Genomic DNA, 15,557 nt, shown 5'->3' with positions numbered 1-15,557 from the left:
ATTTTGAGTGCTTTAGAGGATATTAGAAAAACATTAGTTAGTACAAAAAATGGAAAGCGGACCTTAAAGCATACCATTAATAAAAAGACCTGCTTTCTCCCTTTCCAAACAAGAAATCCAGAAAGAGCCAAATTTAAAAATGGTTTCACCCCGGTATTGGGGCAGTTTTTCCGAAATGTAGAAAATGCAGGCTCCGATTTTGAATTAAATGAGAAAAGCATTATCCAAGAAATTTCAAATACGGTTGGGATGGACGAGGAAGACCGACCTTATTTCGAACGGATTCTTGAATCCTATCTCTTTGAGGCGAACTCTATACGAATCTTTCATCCAAGTATGTATAAATACATTCCTTTGTCGGAATCAAAGGAATCTCACGGCGAGGAAGAAATCGCTCACTATCTTTATGATGCGCTATTAGAAAGAGAGTCACAAGAATTAGAGGATATCGTAAAGCTGAAGGAAAAAGAGCATGTGCTGTCCCGTCTCATCCAGCAACATATGCCTCAGCTTGATCAAACGGAAAAAAAGAGAAAATATATCCCTACCCTTCCGTTTATAAGAGAAATATTCTTAGAAGATATCCATACGCTTTTATCAAACAAGGATTTTTTCATGAATCATATTAACCTTTTTCTCGCCTATTATTATTTTTATTCATCGTCACAATTTACGTTGAAAATCAATCAATTTGAGAAAATGGATCCAGCCTCTCCAACTCCAATCTATTACAACTTAGATTGGGAGGCATCAAACCGAAGCCGGATGGCTGTCAAGACAGGCTTTAAAGTCATCATGGATAACGCTCGTAGACTATTAAGCCACGTCAATACACTTGAGCATTTAAATTATTTATTGAAAACGGAAAACCTGAATTATATGGAGCTACAGGAACAGTTCGAGGCATTGACAGAGGCGGAGCGAGCAGATCGATTGAACGATATGTATGCCTGGACCTGTGAATATTCGGAGATTGTTCTAGGAAACCAACATGAGGTAAATAGGAAACAGGACTTCATGGAAAGCTGTAGACAGCTACATAATCAACTCTCAAAAGGGTTGTCATTAGAAACAAAGTATCGTTATGCATTAGCAATAAATGAAATTGGAAAAACTTATTTCTTAAAAACACGTGGATCTCTTGGCAATATCCTGAATGTCACACAGGACTTTCTCATTCTTTTGACCGCGGTTTCCGTAAAGCATGAGAAAATATCATTAAAGCAATTATTTATCGAATTCGAAAAACGAGGGGTTTACTTTGACCGATATTCAAAGGAAGCCATCGTAGAATTATTTAACAAGCTCAATTTAATTGAGAAAAAAAGTGATAGTGGTGATGCGCAATATGTTAAACCAATTTTATAACTATATGGCTAAAAAGCTGTTTACATTTTTGGAAGGTCAGCACCTAGAGGGAGGCGAACGCTTCTATCTTCAGTTTGATGATGAAAAGAATGTAAGGGACTTCTACAGTACGTTAAAAAACCTCCCAGAATCTAACGCATTTCAATATCAGCACCAACTTGGCTCACCGTATAACACCTTTTATTTACAGGTTGGTGACGTAAAGGTTATTGTTGCTGCTACCATTAATGAAATCACTCCTGACTTTTTAGTGACTATTCGAAATCTGGTTAGTGAACAGGAGGACCAGTGGGAGCATACATCCATTATCTTTATTTCCCATCTATCCCTTGATAGTATACAGGGCGGAAGCAAGAACTTGCAGCAAAAGGGCATGCCCTTTAATATTCAAAGCATTACCGATTATATTAAGAATGAGCTGGATTATAACGACAACCTGTCTACTGCTGAAAAGGAAATCATCCATTTTCATTTGGATAAAAAGCTGGAGGATATCGTCATCCAAACTTCCCTTTGGGATTACGCCGATGTGATTGCTTTAATCAACAAAGGCAATATTGACGAACAAGATTATAAGGCTTTATATCTCTTTCCAGATAAGGAACTTGGAAAAGGCTCCTATATCAAGCCCTCTGATATCCGAAAGCGTTTGGATGAGAACAATCGCCTATTTGAGCTGGTCCAGCGAATCCATGACTATGAAACCCTAGACACAGAGCTGGAAAAATCCTTTGATGAAAAAATGATTCCTAAGCTGAAGAGGGAAAATTGGTTTGAAAATGAATTTGCCCCAGTTAAGGATGCCCACAATAATGTGAAGCGTTCATTAGATTATTTGAGCAGTGAAACAAAAAAGCTAAATAAACATATCAGCTTTTGGGAGCGTCCTCTTCTAGAAACAAAGGTCGGTCAGAGAAAGCGCCATATCATTATTTTTAACGAAGAAAAGAAACCATCGGTAGAAATGCACTTTGAATTCGATGACTACTTAAAAAAGCAATTTATCGATAAACGGAGTGAACCCTTTGCCGTCACGAGTGGAAGGAAATTAAAAGTAACTCTCCCCTCTCCTGAAGGGATTCAATTTCAGCAGATAAAATACAAGCATAATAAGGAAAACCAGTCCAGCTACGAATTTAATTTTTGTATTGTTCCTTTTGCGGTATCCGAACTCGAGGGTATCGAGTCCTTATTTGAAATTAAAATCAAGCCATCTGAAAAAGGAATCTTCCTAAAGTATCAAGGCGACCAAACCACGATTGGTACCGGTGAAGCTGCAAGGGAGCACACCATTAAGGAACCCTTTGAAACCATCATTAAAACAGAAAATGAAAAGCTCATTTTAGATGTTGATGCTGGTGCATGGGATGATGATTCCCTTAATTTCACGGTGCAAATTGACGGCTACTATCTTCCGATTGAATTAAAGGATACCGATACGAAATCCTATCCCATTCCGGCAAGACGAGTCTGGAAGCTTAAAAGGGAAAAACGTGAGCATTTTTATTTAGACCATGATCGTTTGAAATATGGAACGAATACCTTCTATCCATACGAAAACTTCAAGGAGATTCTCCTATTAGAAAAAAAATGGTTGGAAAATAAGTATACTTTTCTCATAGACGGAAAACAGGTAGAACCTTATTCACTCCCTGAGAAAGTTCGAGCTTCATTTACAGCTTATTTGGACTACTTTACTACCTATAACCGGCTTCCAAGCCTAAGCTATATGGATGAAGAATTAATTCCACTTGCCCAACAATATGTACAAGCCGTAATGGAGGAAATTCATGCAATTGAGGAGCACACCCTCCTAACGCAGGAGCAAAAAAATCTCTTTACGCTAGGTATGTCTGTTACGAACGGAAAAATTTGGCTGTCCTCCCTTCATCCGTTAAATGTAGCTTATCAATTAAGGCTGGAGGAGGAAATTAAGGATGAGGAGCTTGATTATCCAATCTTAGACCGGCTTCATCCACAAAATCTTCTTCCATTCCTTTATTCACGTGAGGATGATTTGTATCGGCCTTCCATGGATTCCCCTTTTGCGGAGTGGTACAGCTATGAGCCAGAGAAGCTGATAACAGTCGGAACAGCAAATGAGTTCCTTGCAACCGTTGTCGAGGATAAAATCAAGCAGTTCATTCGTCATTTTGACTATTTATTTCTCGAAAGCGCACATTCTCCCCTTCTGTTGAATGTAATTGAGATTCATAATGATAAGGAAGTCGTGCGCGGGCTATTTAACTTTTTAAAGCAACAGCTTGAAACAAATGGGCAGGATGGAATGATTCCAATAGAGGTTGCTCTTTATCGGGATCATGTGCAAAATCCAAGTGCCTTTGAAATATTCTCGACACTGAAGACCCCATCTGAAATTGAAGCTGAGTTCAACATAAGCTTAAGTTCCAGAGAATTTGACGCAGTTGATGTGTTACGTCTAATTAGAGAACGAATTCATTATTTTAAAATTGATTTAACACCATCAACGGAATTCCAATATGCACATATATCCTTTTTCAAGCTGCCTACCCAAGACATCGATGCATCGCATCAGGTAGATAGTATGGAAACAGGAATTGCATTAGACGGATTACTCTCATCAGTTGTGGCAATTGCCAGTGAATCAGATTACAGATCGGCTTTGGCTTATTGAATGCACCGAAGAATTTGAATGTCTTAATTACCCTAGCTGCCCGCTATAATGAGCTTTCCTTTAATATGCAAAATGAAGGAAAGAACTCCTATAGTAAAAACAAATCGATTGTCATGAGTACATCAACAGAAGGGAAAAGCTTGCTAGATAAGCTTTATCAATCATCTGCATGGGTTACCTTTATCGATCCGGGTGTGGATCTTGATTTCTTCCAAAAATCAAGTCAGAATCTTTTAGTCATCCATTACAATGATCAGCACACATCGTCTGATCGCTATGATGCCATTACAGTCACCGATAAATCTGATCAATATAAAAAGGTCATTTCCGATTACATAGGCAGCAAGGTGAAATTCACACAGGGAAATATTGATTTAGCCATAAAGTCATTTAACTCCATCAACGGAGAATGGCTATTAAACATTATTGGCAGCAAAGGACATCTCGCCCGAGAAAAAATTAGTCTTGTCGCAGCAATGAAATTTGTTGAAGGATATTTCTATCACCCGAATATCACATGGATACCTGTATCCTTAGAGGAAATTCTCCGTGTCGCATCGGCTATCAAGCTGACGAAAAGCGAAGGAATTTTCTCGGCAAAGAATCTAAACTCAAGCGGAAAGCATAGTGATGATATATTAATGATGGGTGTAGAGGAAATTGAGGATGAGCTCGTACTTTATTTTTATCCGGTAGAGGTGAAAATTGGACGGCTACAAACGACGAAGGCTAAAATACAAATCGAAAAAACAACCAATCTGTTTAAGACCTTTTTAATCGAAGAGCCTGGAGAAGATAGCTTCAAAAAGAAATTCTTCCGAAATTTCTTTGCACAAATTCTTCTAGCTAACGCAAAGAAGCTCTATGCAAACGGCCTGTGGTCGGATGAAAAATATCAAAAGATTCATCAATTAAAGCCAAGATTAATGAATGATGCTTTCCGAATTGGCCTGCATCTTGAAAATTATATCGGTCAAAGCGCGGTTCTTACCTTCCGAAAGGATTATGGATTTCGCTCAGCCCAGCTGGAAAACAACAGCTTGAAGCTTACCTTCATTGAAGAGGATGCTTTTGCTGGATTGGTCATGAATATGGACCAAATATTAGAGAAAATGCAAAAGGGCTATATGGATTTTGTTCCTGAGAAGATGTTATTTTCCTTATATAAACCGAAGAAATCAGATTTGAATGTTGTATGGAAACCTGTTAAAGCTGAGACTGAAGGAAAATATTTGATGGAACCTGACCACATGAAAATTGCGGAAGAAGCCGCTCATTATGGAGAGCCTTCTGAACCTACTCATCCAGAATCAGACCAAACAGTTTTAGTTGATAATTTTGGTGAAAACGAAACTTCCCCTGAATTAGAACAAGAATCTGATGAGGATGCTATGAAGGAAAATCCTATGGAAGAGGAGCTTGACTCATCCGAGCAAACGTCGAATGCTGATGCCTCGGATTTAGGTAAGGATAATAACGAAGTGGACGATACTCATGCAAATTACCCGGTTACACCTCTTTCAGATATTAGAGTTCCAATCGGTACCATCCAAGGATCGAATCATATGGTTCATTGGGAATTCGGCAACCCAGGCCTTGCAAACCGCCACTTGTTTATAACGGGACGTTCTGGGCAGGGTAAAACCTACTTCATTCAATGTCTACTTTGGGAGCTGTCTAAGAACGGGATTTCAAGCATGATTATCGATTATACGGATGGGTTCAAGAAATCTCAGCTTGAGGATGATTTCAAGGAGAAAATGGGAGAGAACCTGGAGCAATTTATCGTTTTAGCAAAGAAGTTTCCAGTGAATCCTTTTAAAAGGAACCAAAAGGAGCTGGATGAGGATATTTTGATTGTTGAGGATGACTCTGACGTAGCAGAACGAATGAAGAATGTCATCAGCTCTATCTACACAACACTAGGACCACAGCAATTAAATGCCATTTACCAAGCGGTTATGAAGGGAATGTCCATTCACGATGAGCGAATGAATTTGCAAATTCTTCGTGAGCTGCTAGAGGAGGATGGTTCCACTCCAGCCAAAACAGCCTTATCACAAATGAATTTACTAATTGATAAGAATCCATTTGATTATGAAAAGGATTTTGACTGGTCCTTTCTTGAAAAAGAAAAAGGAAAGGTCTTTGTCGTTCAATTGACAGGCTTTTCTCCAGATGTGCAGAAAATGATAACAGAGTTTATCCTATGGGATTTATGGTACTATAAACTGCAGCACGGGAAAAAGAATCTTCCCTTCCCAGTCATATTGGATGAATCACAACGCTTGGATTTCAGCGGAGACTCTCCAAGTGCAAAAATTCTAGTAGAAGGCAGGAAGTTTGGTTGGTCCGGTTGGTTTGCTACCCAATTCCTAAAGGGCGGCTTCTCCACCGATCAGGTCAGCCGACTACAAAACGCAGCAATGAAGGTTATCTTTGCACCAATGGAAAATGAAGTGGCCTCTATTGCAGCAAACCTTACACAGGATTCCGGAGAACGAAAGGAATGGGAAATGCGGTTATCGAATCTGAAGAAGGGACAATGTGTGATTCATGCACCTATTTTAGATAGAGATGGTAACCTTCTTTCGTCTAAGCCTTATTTGGTTGATATTATGGCCTTGGAAGGACGCTAAAAGCATTTTCAAACGTTTTAAATGCTCAAAAAAAGGGAGAACTGGTCTAGTTTCACAGGCCAATTCTCCCTTTTACTCTTTCATCGAAAGGTTAACTCTAGTATTTCTGTTTGTCTGGAATAACCCCTCTCACTCCCCCACGCGGCTCCTCCATATCACCTTTATACCTTGGAATCAAATGAACATGCACATGAAAGATCGTCTGCCCAGCCTCTTCCCCGCAGTTCATGCCGATATTATAGCCATCAGGGGCAAATTGCTCATCCAGCATTCTTTTACCCTCAAATAACAATCGATCGATAGCACTTCTCTCTTCAGCTGATAGGTCAAAGTATTGTTCCACATGCCTTTTAGGAATGATGAGAAGATGGCCTTTGTTGACTGGATATTTATCAAAAAAGGCTAGTGCCAAATCATTTTCCAATACCACTTCACTTATATTGCAGAATACACAAGTCATATAAGAAAACTCACTCTTTTCTTTATCTGTTTCTCTTTTGCTCAAAGTGTTTTTAGATACGAGATTACAAAACTCAATCGTACTCTCGCATATTGTTTTCTGTGCCTTTTCTATCTCTCTAATCGTTTCCTTGGTGACCAAATATCTGTATAACCATTATCTATAGAATAGGTATATAGCTCTTTCAGTTTTTTATTATTATAAACCTTCATATCCACTCTAATGATAAGTTCAGATGAAGAAAGAAATATCTCATTACGGTCAATTAAACTATCCAAGTAGTGAGTATTTGCCAACCTATCATTTTTGGAAAGGTTACAAGAAGAACAGGCAATCACTAAGTTCCATAGCTGATCTGATTGAACGAAACTCCAAGGAATAAAATGATCGACATGCGCCTGATTCTTATTCTTAATCGTCTTTCCACAATAAAAGCATGTTCCATCATAAAAAGCAGCCAATAATTGATAAAAAGGGTCTAAAGAGGCACGTTTCGAGACATTCTCTACCTTTAATAAAAGATTGCTTGTATCCCCTTGCTCATTAAACTTTTCTAGAAATAAAGCTAAATGGTAATTTGATAAATATTTCAACACTCGTTGAAACCGCTGCATGAACGAATAAAAAGCAGGACTAAAACGTAAATATTCTTTCTTGTTATCAAAGTCGTAGATAGTCCCGTCTGTATCACCATAAATAGCTCCCATCACATTCAACTTACACTTCTTTTTAACTTTATGAACAATCTGTATTTGCAGTTCATCTGAAAGCTTATCAAATACAAAGGAATCCGGGATCATATGTTTTGATTGAACATCTAATAAAATCCGTTGAACCTCCGACTTTTTATCAATCATATTAATTTGATTTAAACGATGATGAATGACAAGATTCCAATAAATCTTCGAAAAGCTATAGAATAGGACATCATACTGTAACTCAAGCTTGTCATTCACATTGTAAAGGTTTTCAATTAGTGATTTTATAAGAACAAATTTATATGTAGTAGAGTTTTTGGATTTAGCGGAAAAGATATAATTAAAATGACCCCAAATTTCTTTATCAGTAAGATACTCTACTTTCATTTCACCTATTTGCAGTTTATAACTCATAGCTCACCTAACAAACTAGATAATATTTTTTCATCTTATTTATTTATTATAGCAAAACAAAGTTGTTTGAAGGAAAATTATATGTAATCAGTGTTTTGTTAGCAACAAAACATTACTAATAACGATTCATCACATTCTCATACCACTGCTGGTGATTTTCCTGCACCTTCAAATGCCACAGTGTTCGATAAATAACACTATAAAAATACCCCTCAAATGTAGTATGTATCTTCCCTGTCTTATACAAGAAAACTGTCTGTTTAAAATCAGCAATAATGGTTTCCATCACCTCATCCAAACGTGCCTCTAGCTTCACCTTTCTATATGCCAAATGAACCTTTGACCAGATTTTATGAATGTCACCAGCATGAAAAAACGGCTGTGCTGCTTTTATAAAGTCTTTATTTACATACGACGGTAAATAACTTGGATCAAATTGATGCCATTGTACCGATTCCAGTTGAACATGAGATTGAACAGCTGCACTTGATTTTCCATTTTGTTGCTGCTCTTCACCTGGAGTCAATTCTGCCTTCTGTTCAACAGGACTATTTTCACCAGCTGCTGCAAAATCGCAAACTGTACTTGATTCAAATTCCATTTCTCTAACAGTATTATCAACATCAACCTCGTTTTCGAAAATACGGTTTTGTTTTTTATTCTCACAGAGTGAGCTTTGTTTATTCTCTGCTTTATTAGGAGTGACAGGTTGGGTGACATCCTGGGGTGACACGTTAGCCAATAAAGAATCAATCGCAGCAAAAGGCTGGATGACAAATAGGTTCACCCCTTGCTTTCCGTTCATTCGTGAGGTTGGGATTTTTTTGATAAAAAGGAGCTCCTCTAACATTTTCACTGCACGAATCACAGTCCTACGGCTTAGCCCGATAGTTGCAGCCATCGTATCATATTTTGAGAATGACACTCCAACTACCTTTACTGAGTAGTTCCATAAATATTTCAATACCTTCATCGCTCCATCTGATAAAGAAGACTTGAATTTATATAAAAACCCACGAACAGCTTGATCCATTTCCTCGATTGTAGAAAAAGATTGATAGTTTTTGATAGTTTCAAAGTTTAGTTTGTACATGTGTCAGGCCTCCAGAAATTCATGCTGTTTTGGTCATATTAGCTTATTTAGGGAAACTCCCTATCTCTTTCCCTTCCAATGTATAAAATGAAAAGCCAATTGTACATTTTCCAAAAACCTCAAATTGGTCCACAAAAATATCAATTTGAGCGGCAAATGATATAAATTCAGCCTGAAAACATATCATTTGCGGCGCAAATTGAAATTTTGATACGAATTTATTAAAAGGAAAAATTAATCGTTGACATCCATACAGGGATTCTTTTTCCACCTTCAATCTCAAATGTATATAATCTGAACAGCTATGTACAATTCTCAAAAAATGCGAATTTCATTCCGAAATGAGCCAATTCGTTCTGAATTGCTATGAATCCGGAATGAATTGATACGAATTCAGAACGAAATTGCGATTTTTGGTACAAATGCATTTTTCAAAAAAGGAGTTCTACTACAAAAGTGAAACAGGCACCTAGCACGAATCCAAATGGATGGTGCTAGGTGCCTGTTTACAGTCAAAAGGAATGATTGCTATTATATTCAAGATTGGCTGCAATATAATCATTCAAAATAGATAAGACATCCTCTAAACTCTGAATATTAGTTGATTTTCTTTTAGACATGTCCCCAGGAACATGATGATGATGAAAAGGATCTGTATCAACCTGATGGGGTGGTTCCGGATGGGCTTGCTTGTCAAATGCAAAAATATGTCTCGCTTGTTTACTTAATCGTCTTCTTGGTGTATTCGCTATTTCCCATCCATATCGATACTCTTTAATCGCGCCATCTTCATCCAACAGTTCATTAATGTACAAAATAGTGTCCCCGTATTGAACATGAGATTGCAATGGTAATTTAGCAACAACTTTACTTATCCCTCGCGCTTTAATTTCCGGGATAAAAGAGGTATTAAATAATTGTTTGTTAGATGCAATAAGCTCAGTGATATAATTAATCCTATTCAGTTGATGTTGTCTATTCATAAAGCTTTTTTAAATCCCCCGATAATTCTTTCCAATCAAAGTAATCATCAGGTTCATCAAGCTGATACGGATCTGTCACATTTCCAAATACTTCTTCAAATGTACCACCATATTGCTTTTTGTATAGATTTAGTTCATGTTCAATTTCTACAATCAAGTCTTCTTTTGACTGGTTTCGAATTTTAAAACTCTGGAAGAGAGCCTGTATACGCGAAGACCAAACCCCGTCTTTCCAATAAAATTCATTATGTTTAGGATAAGAATGATGACCAACACCATCAACTGATTCCAATCCTAATTCTTTATATCGATGAATTGTCGCACGTGATATATCCAAGCTTTTCCCCAATTCTGAAGACGAAATTAAATATGATTTTTGATACGTATAAATCAACGTTCCTTTAACTGTAATATCATAAAAAAACTTGTCTAAGGCATATTTTACTTGAGCAAAATTCTCAATAGTTACATCAGTTGATTGGAGTCCGTTATTTAGAGCATCTAAACAAATAGTGTCCATATCATTTTTCGACTTAAATACGGTATTATCACTAGGGGAAATGCCAACTAAGTAACATTTATATTTTGATTGTATCGCAAACACGAATAATGATAATAAACTTATATGATCTCCCCCGGATTCATAATTGGCCCTTTTAAGTAAAATTGGCATTAACTCAGCGTTATTTCCATTAGAAACTTGTATTTGCATTATCAATCCCCCCTTTCTTATATCTTACCACCTAATGAAACGAAATGATACTTTCGTTTCATCAATTCCTTTTATTTTATTCTAATTAAAAAAAGACACGCTTTATTTATGCGCATCTTGATATGAATGAATTCTTCAAAAGTATTTACTTTAAGGTATGAATAGATACTCTGGTAGCGAGTTGAACGCTAAACGTCATGAAAAACGAGAATAACAATGAAAAAGCGGCACCATCCAAAAAAAATGGTACCTGACACCTTTTTAATAAGCCATCAATCATTCACTAGTTCTAATACAATTCTAAATACCTTAGAAGGCTGTTTTTCTAACCATTCTATTGAAACAACCTTTTCCTGGTTCCCTTTTTTAAAAACAATCTCACGCTTTGCTTTATTTAACTCGATTTTTATATTTTTAATAGAGTAAGAATGAACATAGGTGGCTTCGTCTAGATTATTCTCATTCAGAGTTATTTTGATTTGGTCCGATACTCGCCGCAGCATTCTCCATAGCACTAATTCATTCTGAGATTTCAAAAATAACTCAGGCAACTCCCTTGCTTCTTTTAGCATATTAATTGAAGTTAATGCGTAATTTGCAATCCCGTAATGAACAGGCGTAATTACCTGTTGAAGATTCCTCCAGTAATCCACATGAAATCTCACCTGCTCTAATTGATTCACTTCCACAAAGGTAACATCGACAATCTTCCCATATTCCCATACACCTTGATTTTTCGCTACACCATTTTTAGCATATAAAGCAATATACTTTGCGTCCTGCCAACCTTTCTTTAACACATGAACAGGGAGCTGATAGTACCCGTCTTGAATAAATGTATGATAATCCACTGTTGAGGATATTAATCCAACCAGCACCTTCTCGTCTAAATCTGAGAACCATTGTTCCTTGGTAATATTCCACACGTGCCAGGTTCATTTCATCCAGCAGTACAAATAACTGCAAATAAGGAGTTTCATTTGCTGTCTTATAATCCTAGTTAGTAGTAAAAACAATCAAAAAACCTTCATATCCAATAAAAGAATAGAAGGTAAAGTTATTTATCATTTAAATTGCATTAATGCCACTCAAAATATAATCATAAAGCTTACTATCAATACTATTCTCCAACACCATATTCATATGCACAACAGGCTTTCCATCAGTCATTTGATCTTGTTGTACAGTACGTTGATTGGGATTTGCCTTCCCTAAATAGTAAAAGTCGCTTCCTTCATCATCATCCTTTTTTACAAAAACATGGATATCAATTTTATTTTCTTTTGCATCAATAATTTTCTTAACTTCTTCAGAGTTCAACGTCCTATTACTACGAGTATACCACTTAAGAACATCTTGACTTAAGAACTCATCACCATAGGCTACACTTGATTCGACTTCATCTTTTTTATGATAGGTAATAAATATCGGGCATGTTCCATATTTAGTTTTGTAACCATACATTGTTGAACTTTCATCATTTTTCCATTTTAAAAGTCTGCATGCATCTTTTCTAGTATATTTTTCATACAGTGTAAGTGGTTGGTCACACTTGTACTTTCTATTCTTTACTTTTGCAGTTTGAACAACATCGTTTATCATATTTTTAAAAAGGTAATTATTACGTAGACTTAAAGTAATTGACTCATTAAAACGAATCACTTGATCTTCATGAACGATAATTGGCGTGTCTCCATATTTCGTTTTATAAGTTTGAGTAAAAAATGAAAGATCAAATATACGTTGAACAGAGGTTAAAGTAGCCTCATCTACCTGACATTCGTTTTCCCTTAAATAATTAATATATTCTTCATTACCCACTTCTGTTCGAACTAATAACAGTTCCAACAATATCAATTCATGTTTTCGCTTACCGTTTAATATTTCTTGCGTTAGCATCGTTAATACTTTGTCTTCATACTCTGAGGTTGCAGGAACATTCTCTTTCATTTTTAATAAAAATTGATAATAGTTAGCATACTTATCCGCAATAACAACTGGGTCAATAGAATGATTTGAGACAAAATCATATAAATATGGCACTTGACCAATTCGGTTTTTCAGCTCGGTATACGCCTCTTTCAAAACTTTCATTGCTGTTAAATTACTACTATTGATCGCTTTAAATATTCGCTTTTTAGCCACTTCTTCAAAGTTAACAGTTGATACTCCTTTGATATAGCTCGTATCCTGTGTTTGACGGCGGATATTATCTTTGTTTTGAGATTTATCACCTGAAAGGGCAACTGGAATTAAATAGTTATTTTTGTAGTTCCCTATAAAATCAATAATTGTAACAAATTCTTTCGTATCATGCTTTCGCAATCCCCTTCCCAATTGCTGGATAAAAATAATACTAGATTGCGTCTGTCTAAGCATTACCACTTGATTAATACATGGAATATCAATACCTTCATTAAAAATATCAACAGTTAAAATATAGTCAAGATTACCGTTTTCTAACTGGTTGACACATCTAATTCTTTCATCCTGAGAATCATCTCCCGTTAAAGCAACCGTTTGAAGCCCCTTTTTATTTAATGCTTTTGATAACTCTTTCGCTTCTTCTTTCCGGCTACAGAACATAAGCCCTTTTACTCTTTCACCGGAGAATCCATAGTACCCTATCTTTTCTAAAATATGGTTTACACGTTCTTCCTCAACAAGCTTTGATAAAACAGTCGCATCATCAATGGTCTCCCCGTTATATTCTATATCCGTTACCCCAAAATAATGAAATGGGCACAGCATATCTTCTTCTAATGCTTCTTGAAGCCGTATCTCGTAAGCAATATTATAATTAAACAATTCATAGATATTAAAATCGTCTGTTCGTTCTGGGGTTGCTGTCATGCCTAATAAAAATTTCGGTTTGAAGTAATCAATAACTTTTTGATAGGATTGTGCACCGGCTTTATGCACTTCATCAATTAGTATATAATCAAATTCATCACGTTTAAATTCCTGTAAAGTTTCATCCTTAGAAATAGTTTGGATTGTTGCAAATAAATATTTAGCTTTCATTTGCTTGTTCGTACCTGATAGAATACCAAACTCTTCTTCAATTCCACCAAGTACTTCTTTATAATCAGATTTAGCTTTTTGTAATATTTGCTCACGATGTACGATAAAAAGCATTCGTTTAGGGGCATAACTTCTTACATCAAATGCAGATAAGTATGTTTTACCCGTTCCTGTAGCAGAAATGACTAAACCTTTTTTGTGCCCAGTATTCCTTAAAGATTGGATTTCTTGTAATGCTGCTTTCTGCATTTTATTCGGTACAATTTTTACTGAATCTTTTATTGAATTGGTCCTATATTCAGTAGGAAATTCAATTACCTGGTCCATTTCTTTCTGACTAATTACTTGAGTATAATTTTTTTCATAGTTGGATATCCAGGACTCCGTTAAAACTTTAGATTCTCGCCAAACATCTTCAAATTGATTTTTAAAGTGATGAACGATTTCTCCGTTTTCATGTGAAGTTAATTTTACATTCCATTCATAGTTTACCTTTAGTGCATGTGCAGTTAAATTAGAACTCCCAACAATTAATGAGTAATAATTATCATTTTCAAAAATATATCCCTTTGAATGAAACCCTTTTAAGTCCGTTAGTCTAACTTCAACATTTTGAATCTTCATTAGTTCTTTAAATACTTTTGGTTGATTGAAGTTTAAAAATGTCGATGTTAAAATACGTCCTTTAATTCCTTTATTTTTCAGATCAAGAAAATGTGATTTAAGGGTTGCTAGGCCACCTTCCGTTATAAACGCAACGGAAAAAATAAATGATTTACATTTTTCCAGTTCATCTAATAGCGGAGTTAGAACTGTTTTATTTTCTTTTGCATGATTTACTAATAGTTTTGGTTTATAATTTCCATTAATTAAATGCTTATGATCAATAAAGCCTTTACGTAATGATTCTTCTAAATTACGAATAAATTCTCCCATATAATCACCATTCATTTCCACTTATTAGTTATAATTGTAATGATACTTTACGTAAAGTTCAATATATGAAAAAACAAAAAAGCCGTCCACAAACATATAGTGAACAGCTGATTATTAAAAAATTAACCAACGAAAGACATCTCTGCTAACTTTCCAATAGCTGGCACATCTGCAGGTGCCCAATCTAATGTTATTAGCTCACTTGGCGACATCCATTTTATAGAAGCGTGTTCAGTTAGAACAGGTACCCCTTCAATCAGTTTACAGATAAATGTAGTTAAATGGACAACTCCAAAATCATAATCATAAACTGTATACTCGACTTGTTCTCCTATCTCTATTTCACAATGCATTTCTTCCTTAATTTCACGTAATAATGCTTCTTGTGGCGTTTCCCCTTTCTCAATTTTCCCACCAGGAAACTCCCATTTAAGAGGCAAAGACTTATCTGGGCCTCTTTGAGCACATAAAATTTTCCCATTTTCAATGATTACTGCTCCTACAACAAAAATTTCTTTCTTCATTACGTCCTCCATTACAAAAATTAAACTATATTCATATTATAGCTTTATAT

Annotated in this window: 12 protein-coding genes; 3 read left to right on the top strand and 9 right to left on the bottom strand. The window is 35.9% G+C overall.

Going from position 1 to position 15,557, the window contains the following annotated elements; translation table 11 throughout:
* Positions 1 to 3: 3 nt before the first annotated feature.
* Genes dptG through BQ5321_RS24935 form a run of 3 tightly spaced genes read left to right on the top strand, consistent with a single transcriptional unit; the run spans position 4 to position 6,663 of the window.
* Positions 4 to 1,368 (top strand): DNA phosphorothioation-dependent restriction protein DptG, encoded by a 1,365-nt coding sequence (dptG, locus tag BQ5321_RS09330; protein WP_159433413.1) that lies wholly within the window; start codon positions 4 to 6, stop codon positions 1,366 to 1,368.
* Positions 1,349 to 4,024 carry a hypothetical protein gene (locus BQ5321_RS09325; protein WP_071394234.1) on the top strand — a complete coding sequence of 892 codons (2,676 nt, stop codon included), beginning with the start codon at positions 1,349 to 1,351 and terminating at the stop codon, positions 4,022 to 4,024. The genes dptG and BQ5321_RS09325 overlap by 20 nt, the downstream gene beginning before the upstream one ends.
* Positions 4,025 to 4,038: 14 nt before the next feature.
* Positions 4,039 to 6,663, top strand: coding sequence for a helicase HerA domain-containing protein (locus BQ5321_RS24935; protein ID WP_071394233.1), 2,625 nt, complete (start codon positions 4,039 to 4,041; stop codon positions 6,661 to 6,663).
* 97 nt (positions 6,664 to 6,760) lie between these two features.
* On the opposite strand, the gene BQ5321_RS09315 is transcribed toward BQ5321_RS24935, so the two are convergent.
* The 9 genes from BQ5321_RS09315 to BQ5321_RS09275 form a co-directional block, all read right to left on the bottom strand.
* On the bottom strand, positions 6,761 to 7,093 hold the full coding sequence (locus tag BQ5321_RS09315; RefSeq protein ID WP_234978461.1) for an HIT family protein: 333 nt from the start codon (positions 7,091 to 7,093) through the stop codon (positions 6,761 to 6,763).
* A 140-nt stretch (positions 7,094 to 7,233) separates the two neighbouring features.
* Positions 7,234 to 8,235 (bottom strand): HNH endonuclease, encoded by a 1,002-nt coding sequence (locus BQ5321_RS09310; RefSeq protein WP_071394231.1) that lies wholly within the window; start codon positions 8,233 to 8,235, stop codon positions 7,234 to 7,236.
* 115 nt (positions 8,236 to 8,350) lie between these two features.
* Positions 8,351 to 9,328 carry a helix-turn-helix domain-containing protein gene (locus BQ5321_RS09305; protein WP_071394230.1) on the bottom strand — a complete coding sequence of 326 codons (978 nt, stop codon included), beginning with the start codon at positions 9,326 to 9,328 and terminating at the stop codon, positions 8,351 to 8,353.
* 43 nt (positions 9,329 to 9,371) lie between these two features.
* The gene (locus BQ5321_RS09300) at positions 9,372 to 9,599 is read right to left on the bottom strand and encodes a hypothetical protein (RefSeq protein WP_071394229.1); all 228 of its coding nucleotides are present in this window, start codon (positions 9,597 to 9,599) and stop codon (positions 9,372 to 9,374) included.
* A gap of 241 nt (positions 9,600 to 9,840) precedes the next feature.
* Positions 9,841 to 10,311 (bottom strand): toxin-antitoxin system TumE family protein, encoded by a 471-nt coding sequence (locus tag BQ5321_RS09295; protein ID WP_071394228.1) that lies wholly within the window; start codon positions 10,309 to 10,311, stop codon positions 9,841 to 9,843.
* The gene (locus tag BQ5321_RS09290; protein ID WP_071394227.1) at positions 10,304 to 11,023 is read right to left on the bottom strand and encodes a helix-turn-helix domain-containing protein; all 720 of its coding nucleotides are present in this window, start codon (positions 11,021 to 11,023) and stop codon (positions 10,304 to 10,306) included. Before BQ5321_RS09290 ends, BQ5321_RS09295 begins: the two co-directional genes overlap by 8 nt.
* A 272-nt stretch (positions 11,024 to 11,295) precedes the next feature.
* A complete protein-coding gene (locus BQ5321_RS09285) occupies positions 11,296 to 11,949 on the bottom strand; it encodes a hypothetical protein (RefSeq protein ID WP_071394226.1) in 654 nt (217 codons plus the stop codon).
* Positions 11,950 to 12,091: 142 nt separating this feature from the next.
* Complete coding sequence (locus tag BQ5321_RS09280) at positions 12,092 to 14,983, bottom strand: DEAD/DEAH box helicase (RefSeq protein WP_071396845.1); 2,892 nt, start codon at positions 14,981 to 14,983, stop codon at positions 12,092 to 12,094.
* 122 nt (positions 14,984 to 15,105) lie between these two features.
* Positions 15,106 to 15,507, bottom strand: a complete 402-nt coding sequence (locus tag BQ5321_RS09275; protein WP_071394225.1) for a (deoxy)nucleoside triphosphate pyrophosphohydrolase — start codon at positions 15,505 to 15,507, stop codon at positions 15,106 to 15,108.
* Between the last annotated feature and the right edge of the window lie 50 nt (positions 15,508 to 15,557).

This window comes from Bacillus tuaregi, assembly GCF_900104575.1.
GTDB classification, from domain to species: Bacteria; Bacillota; Bacilli; order Bacillales; family Cytobacillaceae; genus Bacillus_BD; species Bacillus_BD tuaregi.
This window is presented reverse-complemented; position numbering and strand designations above follow the sequence as displayed.

Bases quoted from the DNA above. Each gene is read 5' to 3' on its own strand.
- BQ5321_RS09290 (WP_071394227.1), bottom strand. From the start codon at position 11,023: ATGCAAATACAAGTTTCTAATGGAAATAACGCTGAGTTAATGCCAATT.
- BQ5321_RS09325 (WP_071394234.1), top strand. From the start codon at position 1,349: ATGTTAAACCAATTTTATAACTATATGGCTAAAAAGCTGTTTACATTT.
- BQ5321_RS09280 (WP_071396845.1), bottom strand. From the start codon at position 14,983: ATGGGAGAATTTATTCGTAATTTAGAAGAATCATTACGTAAAGGCTTT.
- BQ5321_RS09310 (WP_071394231.1), bottom strand. From the start codon at position 8,235: ATGAGTTATAAACTGCAAATAGGTGAAATGAAAGTAGAGTATCTTACT.
- BQ5321_RS09295 (WP_071394228.1), bottom strand. From the start codon at position 10,311: ATGAATAGACAACATCAACTGAATAGGATTAATTATATCACTGAGCTT.
- BQ5321_RS09275 (WP_071394225.1), bottom strand. From the start codon at position 15,507: ATGAAGAAAGAAATTTTTGTTGTAGGAGCAGTAATCATTGAAAATGGG.
- BQ5321_RS09305 (WP_071394230.1), bottom strand. From the start codon at position 9,328: ATGTACAAACTAAACTTTGAAACTATCAAAAACTATCAATCTTTTTCT.